The 18,484-nt window shown below is 72.0% G+C and carries 14 protein-coding genes and 2 pseudogenes; 9 read left to right on the top strand and 7 right to left on the bottom strand.

All coding sequences use genetic code 11. The annotated features are described in order from the left end of the window. Positions 1-87 precede the first annotated feature (87 nt). From BLV05_RS33415 to BLV05_RS33405, 3 genes and pseudogenes are all read left to right on the top strand, one after another. Positions 88-1,071 carry a patatin-like phospholipase family protein gene (locus tag BLV05_RS33415; protein ID WP_046769632.1) on the top strand — a complete coding sequence of 328 codons (984 nt, stop codon included), beginning with the start codon at positions 88-90 and terminating at the stop codon, positions 1,069-1,071. An 81-nt stretch (positions 1,072-1,152) separates the two neighbouring features. Then, positions 1,153-1,389: pseudogene (locus BLV05_RS38940) on the top strand (hypothetical protein); the annotation flags it as partial. Next, positions 1,379-1,960 carry a hypothetical protein gene (locus tag BLV05_RS33405; RefSeq protein WP_152690824.1) on the top strand — a complete coding sequence of 194 codons (582 nt, stop codon included), beginning with the start codon at positions 1,379-1,381 and terminating at the stop codon, positions 1,958-1,960. The pseudogene BLV05_RS38940 and the gene BLV05_RS33405, both read left to right, overlap by 11 nt. 51 nt (positions 1,961-2,011) lie before the next feature. Here the strand turns inward: BLV05_RS33405 and BLV05_RS33400 are convergent, their stop codons facing one another. Further along, positions 2,012-2,506, bottom strand: coding sequence for a DUF2505 domain-containing protein (locus BLV05_RS33400; protein ID WP_046769630.1), 495 nt, complete (start codon positions 2,504-2,506; stop codon positions 2,012-2,014). A gap of 31 nt (positions 2,507-2,537) precedes the next feature. On the opposite strand from BLV05_RS33400, the gene BLV05_RS33395 reads away from it, so the two are divergent. Further along, the gene (locus BLV05_RS33395) at positions 2,538-3,341 is read left to right on the top strand and encodes a tryptophan 2,3-dioxygenase (RefSeq protein WP_197683458.1); all 804 of its coding nucleotides are present in this window, start codon (positions 2,538-2,540) and stop codon (positions 3,339-3,341) included. 128 nt (positions 3,342-3,469) lie between these two features. Next, positions 3,470-8,347 (top strand): NAD-glutamate dehydrogenase, encoded by a 4,878-nt coding sequence (locus BLV05_RS33390; RefSeq protein ID WP_046769629.1) that lies wholly within the window; start codon positions 3,470-3,472, stop codon positions 8,345-8,347. A gap of 62 nt (positions 8,348-8,409) precedes the next feature. Here BLV05_RS33390 and BLV05_RS38935 read toward each other — a convergent pair whose 3' ends face one another. Beyond that, the gene (locus BLV05_RS38935) at positions 8,410-9,879 is read right to left on the bottom strand and encodes an MMPL family transporter (protein ID WP_407717017.1); all 1,470 of its coding nucleotides are present in this window, start codon (positions 9,877-9,879) and stop codon (positions 8,410-8,412) included. A 315-nt stretch (positions 9,880-10,194) separates the two neighbouring features. Further along, positions 10,195-10,776: pseudogene (locus BLV05_RS38930) on the bottom strand (MMPL family transporter); the annotation flags it as partial. A 167-nt stretch (positions 10,777-10,943) separates the two neighbouring features. On the opposite strand from BLV05_RS38930, the gene BLV05_RS33380 reads away from it, so the two are divergent. From BLV05_RS33380 to ftsX, 4 genes are all read left to right on the top strand, one after another. Beyond that, on the top strand, positions 10,944-11,720 hold the full coding sequence (locus BLV05_RS33380; RefSeq protein ID WP_052762602.1) for a TetR/AcrR family transcriptional regulator: 777 nt from the start codon (positions 10,944-10,946) through the stop codon (positions 11,718-11,720). A 58-nt stretch (positions 11,721-11,778) separates the two neighbouring features. After that, positions 11,779-12,897: a peptide chain release factor 2 gene (prfB, locus tag BLV05_RS33375; protein WP_046769643.1), complete on the top strand. Its 1,119-nt coding sequence runs from the start codon at positions 11,779-11,781 to the stop codon at positions 12,895-12,897. Between the two features lie 148 nt (positions 12,898-13,045). Next, on the top strand, positions 13,046-13,735 hold the full coding sequence (gene ftsE, locus BLV05_RS33370) for a cell division ATP-binding protein FtsE (protein WP_046769628.1): 690 nt from the start codon (positions 13,046-13,048) through the stop codon (positions 13,733-13,735). A gap of 39 nt (positions 13,736-13,774) precedes the next feature. Continuing rightward, positions 13,775-14,680 carry a permease-like cell division protein FtsX gene (gene ftsX / locus BLV05_RS33365; protein ID WP_046769627.1) on the top strand — a complete coding sequence of 302 codons (906 nt, stop codon included), beginning with the start codon at positions 13,775-13,777 and terminating at the stop codon, positions 14,678-14,680. Between the two features lie 2 nt (positions 14,681-14,682). Here the strand turns inward: ftsX and BLV05_RS33360 are convergent, their stop codons facing one another. From BLV05_RS33360 to BLV05_RS33345, 4 genes are read right to left on the bottom strand one after another with little or no spacing between them, the layout of a single operon-like run. After that, on the bottom strand, positions 14,683-15,366 hold the full coding sequence (locus tag BLV05_RS33360; protein WP_197683457.1) for a cytochrome b/b6 domain-containing protein: 684 nt from the start codon (positions 15,364-15,366) through the stop codon (positions 14,683-14,685). Positions 15,367-15,390: 24 nt separating this feature from the next. After that, positions 15,391-17,154, bottom strand: a complete 1,764-nt coding sequence (locus tag BLV05_RS33355) for an FtsX-like permease family protein (protein ID WP_046769625.1) — start codon at positions 17,152-17,154, stop codon at positions 15,391-15,393. Then, positions 17,151-17,954: an ABC transporter ATP-binding protein gene (locus BLV05_RS33350; protein WP_063932573.1), complete on the bottom strand. Its 804-nt coding sequence runs from the start codon at positions 17,952-17,954 to the stop codon at positions 17,151-17,153. The genes BLV05_RS33355 and BLV05_RS33350 overlap by 4 nt, the downstream gene beginning before the upstream one ends. After that, positions 17,951-18,478: a PadR family transcriptional regulator gene (locus BLV05_RS33345; protein WP_046769624.1), complete on the bottom strand. Its 528-nt coding sequence runs from the start codon at positions 18,476-18,478 to the stop codon at positions 17,951-17,953. The genes BLV05_RS33350 and BLV05_RS33345 overlap by 4 nt, the downstream gene beginning before the upstream one ends. Positions 18,479-18,484: the final 6 nt, after the last annotated feature.

The following is an 18,484-nucleotide window of genomic DNA, read 5'->3' as shown; positions in this document are numbered from 1 at the left end:
CGGCGGGGGCGAGCGGGCAAAAACGGTCGGTCACATTCCGAGCGTTGATGCGTGGCACGAACCAGTTTGTTACAGCAGAATCAACAGATGGAGGCCATTCGTCATGTGGGACCGCGACGGGGCCTGGTGCTCGGCGGTGGCGGAGTCCTCGGCGCGGCGTGGATGGTGGGCGCGCTGAGTGCCATCGAAGAGTCGACCGGCGCCGACCTCCGGTCCTTCGACTACATCCTCGGCACGTCCGCGGGCTCGGTGCTGGCCGCGCTCCTCGGGGCCGGGGTCGACGCCGGGCAGCTGCGCGACCACCAGCTCGGCAACCCCATCGGCGGCCCGCTGGCCGACCACGCCTGGGACTACGACACCGCCACCGGCGGTGCCCGTCCGCTGCTGCCGCGCCTCGGGGTCGGCTCGCCGGCCTTGGTTCGCCGCAACGTGCGCCGGCTGCGCCGGATGCCGCCGACCGCCGTCCTGTCGGCGCTGATGCCGGTCGGGCGCGGCTCGCTCGACGGCATCGGCGACCTGGTCGACACGGTGACGGGGCCGGACGCCGGGTGGTCGCCGCACCCGGGCGTGCGGATCGTGGCGATGGACTACGAGACCGGCCGCCGGGTCGCCTTCGGCCGGCCGGGCGAGCCGCGCGCGTCGCTGCCGCAGGCCGTCATGGCCTCATGCGCCATCCCGGGCTGGTTCGCGCCGGTCCACATCGGCGGGCACCGCTACGTCGACGGCGGCACTTGCTCGGCCACGTCGGTCGACCTGCTCGGCGGGCTGGGCCTGGACGAGGTCTACGTCGTCGCGCCGATGGTGTCGTTCGAGCTGGACCACCCGCGCGCGCTGCTGCCACGACTGGAACGGCGCTGGCGGCGCCGCTGCACCCGCCGCTGCCTGCACGAGTCGGCGAAGCTGCGCGCCGCGGGCACCGACGTCACGATCCTCGGCCCCGGCCCGGAGGATCTCGCCGCCATCGGCGGGAACGTCATGGACGTCGCGCGCCGGTTCGCCGTGCTGGAGACCTCCATGCGGACGTCCGGGGCGGCGCTCGCGCAGGGACGATCCTGGGCCGACGCCGGCTGAGCCGCTCGGGTCGCGTCACGAGGTTCGGGGGAACGCCCCGGGGCCGGACCGCCGTTGTGGAGGTACAGGTAGCGAGCCGAGGCTGTTGCCCATACCACGGAGGCGATACGCTTCGCAGCCGGTAGCTTCTACTTCAACGACAATCCCACCGGAGCGGTCGTCGGGCAGCAGCCATTCGGCGGAAGTCGGGCCAGTGGGACGAATGACAAGGCGAGTTCGGTGCAGAATCTTCTACGGTGGGCGAGGACTCGCGCACGAGTACGCCCGCATGGGCTGAGCCGAGAGATGAGAACACGAGGTGTCAAGCGTGATGGATGACCGGCTGTCGACCAGGCCGTATGTCGCACGAGCGGTGCGACTGCTCTCCCAGCCCCGCCGGAGTCCGGCGGACGGCGCCCTGGTCACCGCGGTAGCACTGAGGCTGGCCTCGCTCGACAGCGACAGCGAGACGGCCGAGCGCCTCGTCGCCGCGTCCGACCGGGTGATGGCCGGGGTCGCCGGCCTCATCGGCGAGCAGGCGCCGGCGTCGGACTGGAGCGACACCGCCGAGGCGCTGGCGCTGATGATCGCCGGCCGGCCGCTGCAGCGCGGTCACCTCATGGCGGCGCGGGCGACGCTCGGCACGGCCGACAAGGTCATCGACCTGTCCGACCGGCTGCGCCGCACCGCCGAGGAGCCCATCGACCGCGACGACCTCGGCCGCGCGCTGGCCATGGCCGTCACGGGCCCGGCCGAACTGGCCGAGGCGCTGCTCGAACGCGAGGCCTCCGACGCGACGCCCGCCCCGGCCGCCGAGGCCCCGGCGCCGCGGCAGCCCGGCCGCCGGGCCGGCGCCGCCGAGCGGAACGTGGCGCTGCGCGCCCTCGACGGCGGCGTACCCGGTCGTTGAAGCGGAGCAGGGAACCGGACCGTCCGCCGGGAGCAGCCCCGTTCGCTGGGGTCAGCGGCGGCCGGCCAGCCAGTCGTTGCCGACCCGCTCCTCGATTCTCGCCGCCTCGGTGAGCCCTTGGTGCAGCGCCTGCTCGATCTTGCCGCCGACCAGTGGGATCGACGCCTTCAGCAGGCCCTTGATCGTCAGCACCGTCGCCGCACCGTTGCGGACCAGCGTCATCGTGCCCGTGGCCCGCACCGGCGCCCCGGACATCTCCAGCTCGATGCTGCCCTCACGCGACCCGTCGGCGGCCGCCTGGCCCCACGTGTCCCGCTGCTTGATGTCGATGGTCTCGCCGACGAACCGGCGGACGAAGTCCGGGACGTCCGGGGGCATCACTCGCACCAGGTCGATGGTGACGCGGTCGCCGTCGCGGCGGACGGAGGCCGTGTAGCGGATCGCGTTGGCGGCCATGGTCTTCTTCTCGATGTAGGCCTCGTCGGTCAGCATCGCGAAGACCGCTGCCGGATCGGCGTCGAAGCGCAGCTCGCTGTACAGGTCCATGGCTCCACATCCTGACCCATACGCTGGCGACGTGACACCCGACCAGGAGATCAGCCCTCCGTCCGCCCATTTCGGCGAGGACGGTGCCCGGCTCAGCTATGGCACGTACCTGCGTCTCGCGCAGCTGCTCGACCAGCAGCGTCTCGAGACCGATGCTCACGACGAGCTGCTGTTCATCACCATCCACCAGGTCTACGAGCTGTGGTTCAAGCAGCTGCTGCACGAGCTGGAGTCGGCTCGGCAGGCGATGTTCGACGACCGCCTGTGGTGGGCGCGGCACCTGCTGACCAGGGTGCACGAGATCGAGCGGATCCTGATCGAGCAGGTCGGCGTCCTGGAGACGATGACGCCGCAGGACTTCCTCCAGTTCAGGGCCCGGCTGGCGCCGGCGAGCGGGTTCCAGTCGGTGCAGTTCCGCGAGCTGGAGTTCATCTCCGGCGCGAAGGACGCGGCGTTCCTGCGCCGGTTCCGGTCGCTGACGGAGGACGAGGCGGCCCGGCTGCGCCGCCGGCTCGAGGAGCCCACCCTGTGGGACGCGTTCCTGTGCGTGCTGCGCGCCCACGACCTCGCGGCCGGCAGCGACGACGAGATCAGCGCGTCCCTGCGCAACGCGGCGCACGATCGCGGCGGCTTCGGCGACGTCTGGGAGCTGGCCGAAGGGCTGATGACGCACGACGAGCTGGCCGCGGGCTGGCGGGCCCGGCACGTCACGATGGTCGAGCGGATGATCGGGACGAAAACCGGCACCGGCGGCTCGTCCGGCGCCTCCTACCTGCGCAGTCGCCTCGACTTCCGCTACTACCCGCTGCTCTGGGAGCTGCGCTCCTGGCTCTGATCATCAGCGATCGCAATAAGTGATCAAGGACTGCGATACCGGGGAAGCGGACACGGCGGCGAGCTACTAATGTTCGGAGAGGGTCCGGACAACGACGTCCGGTGTCTCGTTCCGGGGGTTGGTGGAAGATGCGCAATCGGCTCGACGAAGCCAAGTCCGAGCTGCTCGCCAAGGCGGCGCTGGTCGGCGACCGCGGGGGCCGCGACGAGGACGAGGCCTTCCTTCGCCGGTACTACCGGCACGTCACCGCCGAGGACCTGGTCGACCGCGACGTCGTCGACGTGTACGGGGTCGCCGCCTCGCACCGCCGGTCCGCCCAGTCCAGGCCCCAGGGCACCGCCGTCGTCAACGTCTACACGCCGACCATCGACGAGCACGGCTGGGCGTCCGGGCACACCATCGTCGAGGTCGTCATCGACGACATGCCGTTCCTGGTCGACTCCGTCACCATGGCGCTGTCCGAGCACGACTACGCGATCCGCCTCGTCGTCCACCCGCAGCTGGTGGTCCGCCGCGACATCACCGGCCAGCTGGTCGAGGTGCTCGACCTCAACGAGAACGACCCGCGCCGCGACCCTGGCACCGTCGTCGAGTCGTGGATGCACGTCGAGATCGACCGCACCGACGACCCCGACGACCAGGCCGCCATCGAGCGGTTGCTGCGCGACGTGCTCCGCGACGTCCGCGAGGCGGTCGAGGACTGGCCGCGCATGCGGCAGCGGTCCCTCGACATCGCCCGCGAGCTGGAGCATCCGCCGTCGTCGATCAAGTCGCCCGAGTCCGACGAGGCCCGCGAGCTGCTGCGCTGGCTGGCCGACGACCACTTCACCTTCCTCGGCTACCGCGAGTACCAGCTCGACCAGGTCGACGGCGAGGACGTGCTGCGCGCGGTCACCGGCACCGGCCTGGGCGTCCTGCGGTTCGACCAGGACCTCTCCGGCTCGTTCGGCAAGCTGCCGCGCGAGGTGCGGGCCAAGGCGCGCGAGAAGCAGCTGCTGGTCCTGACCAAGGCGAACTCGAAGGCGACGGTGCACCGCCCCGCCTACCTCGACTACGTCGGCGTGAAGACGTTCGACGAAGCCGGCGAGGTGGTCGGCGAGCGGCGCTTCCTCGGCCTGTTCACGTCCGCGGCCTACACCGAGAGCGTCATGCGCATCCCGGTGCTGCGGCGCAAGGTCCAGGAGGTCATCGAGCAGGCCGGCTTCGCGCCGTCCGGGCACTCCGGCAAGGACCTGCTGCAGGTGCTCGAGACGTACCCGCGCGACGAGCTGTTCCAGATCCCGCCCGAGGAGCTGCTGCCCACCGCGCTCGCCGTCGTGCACCTGCAGGAACGGCGCCACCTGCGCATGTTCGTCCGCCGCGACGACTACGGGCGCTACCTGTCGTTCCTCGTCTACCTGCCGCGCGACCGCTACAACACCGACGTGCGCGAGCGCATCCAGAAGCTGCTGCTGGCCGCCACCGACGGCGACTCCATCGACTTCACCGCGCGCGTCGGCGAGTCCGCCCTGGCCAGGCTGCACTTCGTCGTCCGCATGAAGCGCGACCAGGAGCTGCCCGTCATCGACGTCCCGGCGCTGGAGAAGCGGCTGGTCGGCGCCACCCGGTCGTGGACCGACGAGTTGTCCGACGCGCTGGCCGAGCAGGTCGGCGAGGAGGGCGCGGCGAAGCTGCTGCGCCGCTACCGCCAGGCCTTCCCCGAGGGCTACAAGGCCGACTTCCCGGCGCGGACGGCGGTGGCCGACGTCCGCCGCCTGGAGGACCTCCCCGCCGAGAACGGCCTCGGCATGAACCTCTACCAGCCGGTCGGCGGGCTGGCCACCGACCGCCGGTTCAAGATCTACCGAACCGGCGCGCCGATCTCGCTGACCCAGGTGCTCCCGATCCTGTCGCGCATGGGCGTCGAGGTCGTCGACGAGCGGCCGTACGAGATCATCCGGCGCGGCGCCGACGGCGAGTCGATCGCGTACATCTACGATTTCGGGCTGCGCTACCGCGGGCTGCGGGCGACCGAGGGCGACCGCCTCAAGGTCTTGTTCCAGGACGCGTTCGCCGCGGTGTGGCGGGGCGACGCCGAGAGCGACGGGTTCAACGCGCTGGTGCCGCAGGCGGCGCTGTCGTGGCGGCAGGCGTCGATCCTGCGCGCGTACGCCAAGTACCTGCGCCAGACCGGCACCACGTTCAGCCAGAACTACCTCGAGGAGGCGCTGTCGGGCCACGTCGAGGTGGCGCGCATGCTGGTCGACCTGTTCGAGACCCGGTTCGACCCCGAGCGCTACGGCGACGACGACGCCGGCCGGGCGGCACGCCGGGCGGCCGCCGAGCAGCTCACCGAGCGCGTCGACGAGGCGCTGAACCAGGTCGCCAGCCTCGACCAGGACCGCATCCTGCGGTCGTTCCTGCGGCTGGTGAACGCCACGCTGCGGACCAGCTACTACCGCACGACCGTCGGCGGCCCGCAGACGGTGACCAGCTTCAAGCTCGACTCCCGGTCGCTGCCGGACCTGCCCGACCCGAGGCCGGTGTACGAGATCTGGGTCTACTCGCCGCGGGTCGAGGGCGTGCACCTGCGCTTCGGTGCCGTCGCCCGGGGCGGCCTGCGCTGGTCCGACCGCCGCGAGGACTTCCGTACCGAGATCCTCGGTCTGGTGAAGGCGCAGGCGGTGAAGAACTCCGTCATCGTCCCGGTCGGGGCGAAGGGCGGCTTCGTCGGCAAGCGGCTGCCCGACCCCTCCGTCGACCGCGAGGCGTGGCTGGCCGAGGGCGTCGAGTGCTACAAGACGTTCATCCGGGCCATGCTCGACATCACCGACAACCGCGCCGCCGACCGCAGCGTCGTCGCGCCGCCGCAGGTCGTCCGGCACGACGGCGACGACCCGTACCTCGTGGTCGCGGCCGACAAGGGCACGGCGTCGTTCTCCGACATCGCCAACGACGTGTCCAAGGAGTACGGCTTCTGGCTCGGCGACGCCTTCGCGTCAGGCGGGTCGGCCGGCTACGACCACAAGGCCATGGGCATCACCGCGCGCGGCGCCTGGGAGTCGGTGAAGCGGCACTTCCGCCAGCTCGGCCGCGACATCCAGGCCGAGGACCTCACCGTCGTCGGCGTCGGCGACATGTCCGGCGACGTGTTCGGCAACGGCATGCTGCTGTCCGAGCACATCAGGCTGGTCGCCGCGTTCGACCACCGGCACATCTTCATCGACCCCGACCCCGACGCCGCGGAGTCCTACGGCGAGCGTCGCCGGCTGTTCGAGCTGCCGCGGTCGAGCTGGAACGACTACGAGCCCAAGCTGATCAGCGAGGGCGGCGGCGTCTACCCGCGCACCGCGAAGACGATCAAGCTGTCGGCCGAGGCCAAGCAGGCGCTGGGCATCGACGCGTCGGTCGAGACCATGACGCCGCCTGAGCTGATGCACGCGATCCTCGGCGCGCCCGTCGACCTGCTCTGGAACGGCGGCATCGGCACCTACGTCAAGGCGTCGACGGAGTCGCACGGCGAGGTGGGCGACAAGGCCAACGACGCCATCCGCATCGACGCGAGCGACCTGCGCGCAAAGGTCATCGGCGAGGGCGGCAACCTCGGCCTGACCCAGCGCGGCCGCATCGAGTTCGCCGTCAACGGCGGGCGCATCAACACCGACGCCATCGACAACTCCGCCGGCGTCGACACGTCCGACCACGAGGTCAACATCAAGATCCTGCTCGACGGCGTCGTGCGCTCCGGCGACCTCACCGACAAGCAGCGCAACGAGCTGCTGGCCGAGATGACCGGCGAGATCGCCGACCTCGTCCTCGCCAACAACTACGGCCAGAACATCGCGCTGGCCAACGGCGTCTTCCAGGCGGCGAACCTCGCCCACGTCCACCGCTCCTACCTCGCCAAGCTGGAGAGCGAGGGCAAGCTCGACCGCGAGCTGGAGGCGCTGCCGACCGACCGGCAGCTGGGCGAGCGCATGAGCGCCGGCAAGGGCCTGACCAGCCCGGAGCTGTCCGTCCTGTTCGCGTACACGAAGAACCTCATGTACGAGGAGCTGCTGGCCGGCCACATGCCCGACGACCCGTACCTCGGCGCCGCGCTGCACGCGTACTTCCCGAGCGCGCTGCGCGATACCTACGGCGAGGTCATCGACGACCACCCGCTGCGCCGCGAGATCATCACGAACGTCGTGGTCAACGAGCTGGTGAACACCGCGGGCTCGACGTTCGCCTACCGGCTGGGCATGGAGACCGGCGGGACGGTCGAGGACCTCGCCCGCGCGCACACCGTCGGCGGCGTCGTGTTCCAGATCCCGGAGTTGCTGGCCGCGGTGAAGGAGCTGGACAACGTCGTGTCGTTCGACGTCCAGACCCGCATGCGGCTGGAGGGTCGGACGATCACCGAGCGGGCCACCCGCTGGCTCACCGTCAACCGCCGGCCGCCGATCGACATCGCCTGGCAGATCGGGTTCTTCGAAGAGCCGATCGCCCGGCTGCTGCTGACGCTGCCCGAGGTGCTGTCCGGCCGTGAGCTGGACCTCTACCACGAGCGGCTGGAGGCGCTGCGCGCCGACGGCGTGCCCGAGCCGCTGGCCAACCGGGTGGCGGTGCTGCCGCCCGCGTACGCCGGGCTCGGCATGGTGGAGAACTCGCTGGCCACCGGCACCGACCTGCTCGAGGTCGCCCGGGTGCACTTCACGCTGGGCGCGTTCCTCGAGCTCGGCCGGCTGCTGGAGCGGATCATCTCGCTGCCGCGGCGCGACCGCTGGCAGACCATGGCCCGCGCCGCCCTGCGCGACGACCTCCACGCCGTGCAGGCGGCGCTGACGGCGCAGGTCATCCAGCACACGCACGAGGAGGCGGCGCCGCAGGACCGGGTCGAGGCGTGGGCTGGGCAGGACGAGATCGTCGTCGCCCGGACCCAGGGCATGCTCCGCGAGATCGTCGAGGGCGACAACTTCGACCTCGCCCGCCTGTCGGTCGGCCTACGCGCCGTCCGCGGCCTGCTCCGCCCCGACGCGACCTAGCCCATGATCATGTTCCCTCGCGGCGTGTCAGCGACCGCGAGGGAACATGATCATGGGGATGGTCAGCGGGCGGGGGCGAGCTCCCGCTGATCCGCCGGCTCGCCGTCAGGCAGGTACACCTCGGGCCGGCCCTCGACGTGCAGTTGCGGGAGCCGGCGCTCCAGCCAGGACGGCAGCCACCAGTTCGACCGTCCCAGCAGGTGCATGACGGCCGGGACCAGGAGCATCCGCACGACGGTGGCGTCGACCAGGATCGCCGCGGCCATGCCGACGCCGATGACCTTGAGGAACACCTCCGGGCTGGGGATGAACGCCGCGAACACCGCGACCATGATCGCCGCCGCGGCGGTGATGACCCGGCCGGTGCCGGCCAGCCCCTCGACGATGGCCCGGGCGTTGTCGCCGGTGCGCATCCACGCTTCGCGCATGCGGCTGATCAGGAACACCTCGTAGTCCATCGAGAGCCCGAACAGCACCGCGAAGACCAGCACCGGGATGAACGCCGGCATCGGTGTCTCGGTGTCGATGCCGATCAGCTGCCCGGCCCAGCCGCCCTCGAGGACCAGCGCGACCACGCCGTACGCGGCGGCGACGGAGAGCAGGTTCATCAGCGCCGCGGTGATCGGGATGACGATGCTGCGGAACGACACCAGCAGCAGGATCATCGACAGGATCACGACGCCGCCGATCAGTAGCGGCAACCGCTCGGCCGTGTTCTCCGTCGAGTCGATCGACGTCGCCGTCACGCCGCCGACGTGCACCTCGACGCCGGTGCCCGGGATCACGTCGTCGCGCAGGGTGTGGACGAGGTCCTCCGTCGCGGCGTCCTGTGGACCGGTCGTCGGCAGGACGGTGAGCAGCCCGGCGTCGCCGGCCTCGTTGACGACCGTCGGCATGACGGCGGCGACGCCCGGCGTGGCGGCGACCGCCTCGCTCAGCGCGGGCAGACCGTCGGCGTCAGTCGGGTCGTCCAGGTCGGCGACCAGCAGCAGCGGGCCGTTCGCGCCGGCGCCGAAGCCCTCGGACAGCAGGTCGTACGCCTGCCGCGCCGAGCGGTCCTCCGCGTTGTTGCCGGCGTCGGGGAAGCCGAACCGGACGCCGAGGAACGGCGCCGCCAGCGCCAGCAGCAGGCCGACGCCCACCACCGTCGCGATGATGCTGTGCCGGTCGACCAGCCGGCCCCAGCGCATCCAGGCCCGCGACGGCTCGACGTGGCCGCCCGCGGCCAGCTGCGCCGTCGCCTGCCGGCGCCGGCCGAGCGGGAGGCGGAGCCGGTCGACCCAGCGGCCGAAGAAGCCGAGCAGCGCCGGGAACAGCGTCGCGGCGGCCGCCATGACCACCACGACGGCGACGATGGTGACGAGCGAGGCGCCCTGCATGAACGTCAGGCCCATGGCGAACAGGCCGAGCATGCTCACCATGACGGTGCTGCCGGCGACCATGACGGCGCGGCCGGCGGTGTCCAGCGTCGCGATGGTGGCCCGCTCCGGATCGAGGCCGGCGGCCCGCCACTCGCGGAACCGGGTCACCATGAGCAGCACGTAGTCGATGCCCAGTGCGATGCCCATCATCGTCGCCAGCGCCGTCGACCAGTCCGGGACGTCGACCACCGCGGCGACCAGCCCGGTGAGCATGCCGCTGAGCGCCAGCCCGGCGATCGCGACGATCAGCGGGAGGCCGGCGGCGACCACCGTGCCGAACGTGATGAGCAGGATCACCGCGGCGGCCGCCATGCCGATCGCCTCGGAGCCGATCTCGCCCTGCTCCGCCAGCGCGACGGTCTGCCCGCCGAGCGCGATCTCCAGCCCCGGCCGCTCCGCGGCGTCGGCCATGGCCAGCAGTTCCTCGGTCTCCTCGACCGGCATGTCGTCGGGCAGGACGACGTCGAGGTTCACCGTCGCGACGAGGATGTCGCCGTCCTGGCTGATCCCGCCCGCCGTCTCGTAAGGATCGTCGACGGCGACGACGTGCGGCTGCGTGCGCAGCTGGTCGAGCAGTGCCGTCACGTCGGCCTGGACCGCGGGATCGGTGACGGCGGCCCCGTCCGTCCTCACCACCACGTCGATGGTGTCGCCGGACTGCGCCGGGAAGCGCTCCTCCAGCAGGTCCTGCGCCTGGCGCGAGTCCGAGCCCGGCGCGGAGTAGTCGGCGGTGAAATCGCCCGCGAAGGCCGCCGACAGCCCGAACGCGGCCGCGATGGCCACCACCCAGGCGGCGACGACCCGGCCGCGGCGGCGGTAGGACGCGCCGGCCAGCCGGCCGAGCACGCCGGGTCGTGGGGGATCGGCGGGTGGACGAGGCGCGCCGCCCCCGGCCGGGCCGTCGCGCCATTCGGCGGTGTCCGGCTGGTCGGCGCCGGATCCCTCAGGCGCCCCGGATCCAGGCGGAGTGGCGGGCCGCTGTCCGTCGTTGGTCGTGGACTCGTTCATCGTGCTGCCCCTCGGTGCGTTACGTGACGTGGCGTCATGACCGTTACTCGACATAACAAACACGATGCGGCTAAACTTGTCAAGAGTCTTCACATCTGTGACGATGCTTCACGCATCGCCGTATCGAGGGAACACAGCCATCGGGGCACACAAGGAGGTGGGCGCAGGTGGTAGGCCAGATCTCGGAGCCGGGCCGCGAGCCGGAGCGGCCGCCGTCCCGGCGAGAACGCGCTCGCGCCGCGACGATCGAGGAGATCAAGCAGACCGCGATGGGTCTGATGCGCGAGCAGGGCACGACCGATTTCCGGTTCTCCGACATCGCCCGGCTCATGGGCATGACGGCGCCGGCTCTGTACCGCTACTTCGCCGACCGCGACGAACTGCTCACGGCGCTGATCGTCGACGCCTATGACGATCTCGGGCAGGCGGTCGCGCAGGCACGCGACGTGGTGCCCGTCGACGATGCCGGGGGGCGGTTCGTCGCCGTCGCGCAGTCGTACCGCCACTGGGCACGCGACGAGCCGCAGCGGTTCGCACTGATCCTCGGCCTGCCCGTCCCCGGCTACCAGGCCCCCGAGGAGGGCCCGACGACCGAGGCGGCGCGGCGGGCGATGGCGCAGCTCAAGTCGCTGTTCTACGAGGCCGCGCAGGCCGGCGTCCTGGGCCGCCCCATGCTCACCGACGACGACGGCAGCCTCGCCCGGATGCTGGCCGGGCACCACGAGCAGAAGGACATGCTGACCGACGGCCCGCCGGTGCCGCCGGAGACCTTCCAGGCCATGCTGCACTGCTGGGCGAGCCTGCACGGCTTCGCCAGCCTCGAGGCCTACGGCCACCTCGACTTCCTCCCCGACGAGCTGCGCGACGCCATCTTCGACTCGAGCATCCGGCTGGTCGCCAAGGTCTCCGGCCTGCCCGAGCCGGGCCCGCCGGGCCCCGCCTGAGCCCCGCCGGGCGCGGTCGTTCGGGTCCGGGCCGCTGGAGCGCGTACCCTTGTGCGACGTGGCAGCACGTGACATAGACGCCGAGATCGCGGAACTCTCGCAGACCCTGGCCAGCATCGAGAACGTCCTCGACCCGGAGAAGATGCGCGAGCGCATCACCGACCTCGAGGCGCACGCGGCCGCTCCGGACCTGTGGGACGACGTCGAACAGGCGCAGCAGGTCACGAGCCAGCTGTCGTATCTGCAGGCCGAGGTGCGCAAGGTCACCGAGCTGCGCCAGCGCATCGAGGACCTCCCGGTCATGGTCGAGCTGGGCCGCGACGAGGCCGACGCCGACGCGATGGCCGAGGTGGAGCGCGAGATCGACGAGCTCCGCCGGGTGATCTCCGACCTCGAGATCCGCACGCTGCTGTCCGGCGAGTACGACGAGCGCGAGGCGGTCGTGACGATCCGGTCCGGCGCCGGCGGCGTCGACGCCGCGGACTTCGCGGAGATGCTGCTGCGCATGTACCTGCGCTGGGCCGAGCGGCACGGCTACAAGACCGAGGTCCTCGACACCTCCTATGCCGAAGAGGCCGGCCTGAAGTCGGCGACGTTCGAGGTCAAGGCGCCGTTCGCGTTCGGGACGCTGTCCGTCGAGGCGGGCACGCACCGGCTGGTGCGCATCTCGCCGTTCGACAACCAGGGCCGCCGGCAGACGTCGTTCGCGGCGGTCGAGGTGATCCCGCTGATCGAGACCACCGACCACGTCGAGATCCCCGAGACGGACATCCGCATCGACGTGTTCCGGTCGTCCGGGCCCGGCGGGCAGAGCGTCAACACCACCGACTCCGCCGTCCGCATCACCCACCTCCCGACCGGCCTCGTCGTGTCGATGCAGAACGAGAAGTCGCAGATCCAGAACCGCGCCGCCGCCATGCGCGTCCTGCAGTCCCGGCTGCTCCTCCTGCAGCGCGAGCAGGAACAGGCGCAGAAGAAGGAGATGGCCGGCGACGTCAAGGCGTCGTGGGGCGACCAGATGCGCTCCTACGTCCTGCACCCGTACCAGATGGTGAAGGACCTGCGCACCGAGCACGAGGTCGGCAACCCCCAGTCGGTGTTCGACGGGCAGATCGACGACTTCCTGGAGGCCGGCATCCGCTGGCGCAAGCAGCAGGAGCAGGCCGAGGCGCAGTGAGCCCACTGAAGCCCTACGGGAACCTTCGAGGCGCCACGCCGCGTTGGTTCTCCCAGCGTGCGGTCACATCCGGACGTACACTCACAGACGAGCTTCAGGCGGTCAGGGCCATCGCGGGAGCGTCTCACATCCACATCGGCGAGGCATCGTGATCCTTTTCGACAACGTCAGCAAGTTGTACCCGACGCAGAACCAGGCGGCGCTCGAGAGCCTGACCCTGGAGATCGAGAAGGGCGAGTTCGTCTTCCTCGTCGGGCCGTCCGGGTCCGGCAAGTCGACCTTCCTGCGGATGACGCTGCGCGAGGAGAAGCCGACGGCGGGCCGCATCCGCGTCGCCGGCAAGGACCTCCACCGCCTGTCGAACTGGAAGGTCCCGCACCTGCGCCGCCGCATCGGCACGGTGTTCCAGGACTTCCGGCTGCTGCCGAACAAGACGGTGTTCGAGAACATCGCGTTCGCGCTGCAGGTCATCGGCAAGCCGCGCCGCCAGATCAACCGCGACGTCCCCGCCGTCCTCGAGCTCGTCGGCCTGGACGGCAAGGAGGACCGGCTGCCCGACCAGCTCTCCGGTGGTGAGCAGCAGCGGGTCGCCGTCGCCCGCGCGTTCGTCAACCGGCCGCTGATCCTGCTGGCCGACGAGCCCACCGGAAACCTCGACCCGGGCACCAGCGTCGGCATCATGAAGCTGCTCGACCGCATCAACCGCACGGGCACCACCGTGGTCATGGCCACCCACGACCAGTCCATCGTCGACCAGATGCGCAAGCGCGTCATCGAGCTCGAGCACGGCAAGCTGGTCCGCGACCAGTCGCGCGGCGTCTACGGCTACACCCGCTGACGCCGCCCTTCGTCCCGACCCGCCGACCCGGAAGAAACCATGCGCTTCCAGTACGTCCTGTCCGAGATCACGACCGGCCTGCGCCGCAACCTGACGATGACCATCGCCCTCGTCATCGTGGTGGCCATCTCCATCGCGATGCTGGGCGCGGGCCTGTTGATCCGGTCCCAGGCCGACACCACCAAGGGCTACTGGTACGACCGCATCGAGATCTCGGTGTTCATGTGCAACGAGTTCGCGACCGGGGCCGGCTGCGCCGACGGTGCCGTCACCGACGCGCAGCGCGACACCATCCGGCAGACGCTGGAGTCGCACCCCGAGGTCGACGAGGTCTTCTACGAGAACCAGGAGCAGGCGTTCGAGCGGTTCAGCGAGCAGTTCGACGACTCCGACATCGGCGGCATCATCACGCCCGACCAGCTCCCCGAGTCCTTCCGCGTCGCGCTGCAGGATCCCGAGGAGTACGACGGCGTCGTCTCGGCTGTGTCCGGCCTGCCGGGCGTGCAGGAGGTCACCGACCAACGGCAGCTGCTCGAACCACTGTTCCGCACCCTCGACGGCTTTCAACTGGTGGCGTTCGCGATCACCGTCATCCAGATCATCGCGGCGGTCCTGCTGATCGGTAACACGATCCGGCTGGCCGCGTTCAACCGCCGCCGCGAGACCGGCATCATGCGCCTGGTCGGCGCGTCGAACTTCTACATCCAGCTGCCGTTCATCCTGGAGGCGGCGATCGCCGGCCTGCTCGGCTCGTTGCTGGGCGTCGTCGCCCTGTTTGTCGGCGTCGAGCTCATCGTCGGCCGCTTCATCGCGCCCAACCTCCAGTTCACCTCCTGGGTCGACAGCGCCGACGTCTGGTCCGCGACGCCATGGCTCCTGGTGGCCGGCGTGGTGTTCTCGATGCTGGCGTCCTTCGTCACCCTCCGCCGCTACCTGCGCGTCTAGCCTCAGCGCCGCGGCTCGTCGGAGTCCTGCTGCTCGCGCAGCCAGCCCGGCCAGAGCCGCTGTGCGACGTCGGTGCGCAGCCGCCCGCCCAGGTGCATCGACCGCCAGACGCCCCGGTAGCCGGGGAGGACCCCCGCCGCGACGATGATGTGCCCGACGATCACGGGTGTCAGCGCGAAGGTCGACCACTCGTGGATCAGCAGCATGCTCCCGCTGAGCGCGTCGCTGGGCAGCAGCGTCAGCCCGAGGCCGGTGAGCACGAGGACGAGCAGCGCCACCACCATGACGATGTTGGCGAGGCGCTGACCCGGGTCGAAGTGGCCGTCGTGACCGCCGAACCGGCCGGTGACGGCCGCCTTCGGCCAGTCGGCGAGCCACCGGCCGTCACCGCGGCGGTAGCGCAGCGTGTGCCGGACGAACGCCGCGATGCCGCGCGGCCCGAACACCGCCCACCCGAGCAGCACGGCGGTCAGCAGGTAGCCGGCCACCTGGTGGATCGTCATGTCGGGCTGGCCGAGCAGCCTGGCGGCGAGCGTCGGCCGGTGGTAGCCGTACAGGACGAACCACCAGCCGGTGGCCAGCAGCGTCAGCACGGTCAGGTAGACCCACACGTGCAGCCAGCGGGCGGCGCGGCCGTAGCGCTGGACGGTGTCCGGTCGCGGCCGGGCGGCAGAGGTCTCGGGCACGGTCGACTCCATCGTGGGTTCGGGTCAGGGCGAGCCCAGCGCCGATACGCCGGACGCGCTGGGCGTGAGTCGGATGGCGGCCGCGCTGATCAGCACGGTGACCAGCACCGTCGCCGGGACGGCCGCCGCCAGCCACCCGGCCGGCGGCGCGACGACGTCCGCGGCGTCGCCGCCGTTGAGCTGGAACAGCAGCCGGAGCAGCCCCATCCCGAGCGGGATGCCGACGAGCGCCGCGACGGCCGCCGGCAGCGCCTGCGCCACGACCAGCACGGTCGTCGTCTGCCGTGGGGTCGCGCCGAGCGCCTCCAGCACCTGCGTGGTCCGGCGCGACTCCAGCGCCGTCGACCACGCCAGCAGGACCCCGTTCACCACCGCGAGACCCGCGAGCGCGACGACGAGCCCGTACGTCACGCGGCGGAGGTCGGCGAGCAGGTAGGAGCCGTCGGCCAGGCCGCCGGCCGCGGCCGTGCTCTCCAGCGTCAGCGCCGCGACCACCATGCCGACGGTGACGGCGAGCCCGGCACTGGGCAGCAGCGCCCGCGCCGGGCGCCGGAAGGCGAACCGGAGGCCGAGCGCCGCCGTCGCCGGCAGCCGGGCCGGCGCACGGACCGCGGCGGCCGCGCCACCGGACGCCGACGGCGCGCCGGCCAGGGCGCCGGTCAGCGCGCCGTTCGTGCCCGCCCGCACGCCGCGCACGTACGCGGGCACCGCGGCCACCAGCGCGGTGGCCAGGCCGCCCAGCGCAGCCAGGCCCGTCTGCGCGCCGACGATGCCGGGACCGCCGGCCGTCTCCAGGGCGTCGCCGGCGTTGGCCGCCAGCACCGGCGCCACGAGCTCGCCGGCGACGACGGCGAGCGGCACCGCGGCCGTCGCGAGCACCAGCAGCTCGGTGACCACGACGAAGGCGCCGAACCCGGCCGAGGCGCCGACGGCGGCCAGCGCGGCGGCGCGCTCGGTCTGCTCGGCGAACCGGCCGCTGACCAGCACGACGGACGCCGCCGCCGTCAGGATCGCCAGTGCGACGGCGCCGGTCACGAGGACGACCCGGATCGTCCGGGCGTCGGCGGTGGAGGCGCTGCGGAACTGCTCCCACGGGACGACCTGGGGCCCGGCGTCGTCCGTCGCGCCGTACGCGCGGGCGAACGCGACCGCGCCGGCGGGGTCGTCCAGCCGCAGGGAGGCGACGACGCGCCGCTCGCCGGCCGCCGACGCCAGCGCGCCGGCCTCGGCCCGGGTGGTCCAGGTCATTGCCGGTTGGTGCCCGGGGTAGGCGGCCCATCCGCTGGTGACGGCAATGCCGACCACCTCGAGCCCGTTCGGCCCGATCGGCAGCCGGTCGCCGACGGTCAGGCCGCGGGCGCGCGCGAAACTGCGTTCGACGACGAGACCGCCGTCCGCGATCCACGTCCCCTCGGTGACCACGGGACGGTCGACCGGCGGGTCCGTCCGGTCGCGGCCGACCACATACACGTCGCCGGCCCCCGCGACGTCGTCGAAGCGCAGCATCGGGAACGGGCCGCCGACGCTCGCGACGCCGGCGGCCGTCGTGATGGCCGGCAGCGCGGCCGGATCGAGGGCGTGGACGACGGCGTGCGGGCCCGCGGTCGCCGCGAACGTGCCGTCCCACGGCGACTCGGCGGCGTCGTCGACGATCAGCGCCAGCGTGAGCGCGAAGGTGCTGGCGGCGATCGCGACGGCCATCAGGATCGCGCCGCCCGGACGGCCCAGCACGCTGTGCAGGGCGAGCCGCCAGACTGCGACGAGGTGCCCGCGCAGCCGGCCGGTCACCGCGCGCCGTCACCCTCGGCGCGACCGGCGAGGCCGGCCGGATCGGCGAGGCCGGCAGGACCGACGAGACCGGCCAGGGCGCCCAGGCCGGTCCCGCCGGCCGGACCAACGGTCAGCCGGGCCTCGCTGACGAGGGCGCCGTCGCGCATCGTCACCAGGCGGTCCGACGTACCGGCGACGCGGCCCTCGTGGGTGACCACCACGAGGGTCTGCCCGCCCGTCCGCAGGTCGCCGAAGAGCCGGAGCACCTCCGTGGTCGCGGCGCTGTCCAGGCTGCCGGTGGGCTCGTCGGCGAGGACGACGAGCGGCTCGTTGACCAGGGCCCGCGCGATGGCCACCTTCTGCCGCTCACCGCCGGACAGCGCGGCCGGCCGCCGGCCGGCGAGGTCGGCCGCCCCCATCCGGTCCAGCAGTCGTATCGCGGCCTTGCGGGCGCCGATCGCGGACCCGCCGGCGAGCAGGACCGGGAGCTCGACGTTCTCCGCGGCGGTGAGCTCGGGGACCAGATGGAACTCCTGGAAGACGAAGCCGATCGCGCGGCGGCGCAGCCGGGCACGGTCGCGCCGGGACAGCCGGTCGACCCGCTCACCGGCGATCAGCACCTCGCCCGAGGTGGGCAGGTCCAGGCCACCGAGCAGCCGTAAGAGGGTGGACTTGCCGCAGCCGCTGGCGCCGACGATCGCGACGGACTCGCCCGCGTGCACCTCGAGGTCGACCTCGTCGACGGCGCGCAGCAGCCCGGTGCCGCGGCCGAAGTGCTTGGTCAGCCGCCGTGCGGCGACCGCGCAGCCGGCCGTCAAGGGGGCCCTGCCTCGTCGCCGTGCCGTTCCCAGTGCCGCAGGCACACGTCGAGCCACTCCAGGTCGGCCTGCAGCCGCAGGATGGCGCCCTCGAGCAGCACAGCCGGCGTCGGCTCGGTCGACGACGCCAGCTGCGCCCGCTGCGCGTCGCCGAGGCGGCGGATCACTTCGACACGCTGCAGCTCGATCAGCCGGACCGGATCGGCCAGCCCGCCGGCCGCGACCACCAGCTTGAGGTGGAACTCGGTGGCCGTCTGCCGGTCCCAGTTGTGGTTCGACAGCCACTCCTGCACGCGGGCGTGGCCCTTGGCGGTCGCGGTGTACACCTTCCGGTCCAGCGCTGCCTCGCGTTCGACCCGCTCGACCTCGACGAGCTCGGCGCGCTCCAGGCGGCGCAGCGTCATGTACACCTGGCCGGTGTTGAGCGTGTCGCCGAGCGGGCCCAGCGACCGCTGCAGCCGGGTCCACAGTTCGTAGCCGTGACACGGCTCCTTCGCGAGAAACGCGAGCATGACGTCGAGCACGGAATA

This window comes from Jiangella alkaliphila (assembly GCF_900105925.1).
GTDB lineage: Bacteria > Actinomycetota > Actinomycetes > Jiangellales > Jiangellaceae > Jiangella > Jiangella alkaliphila.
The sequence above is the reverse complement of the archived record's forward strand: the minus strand, read 5'-3'. Positions and strand labels throughout refer to the sequence as shown.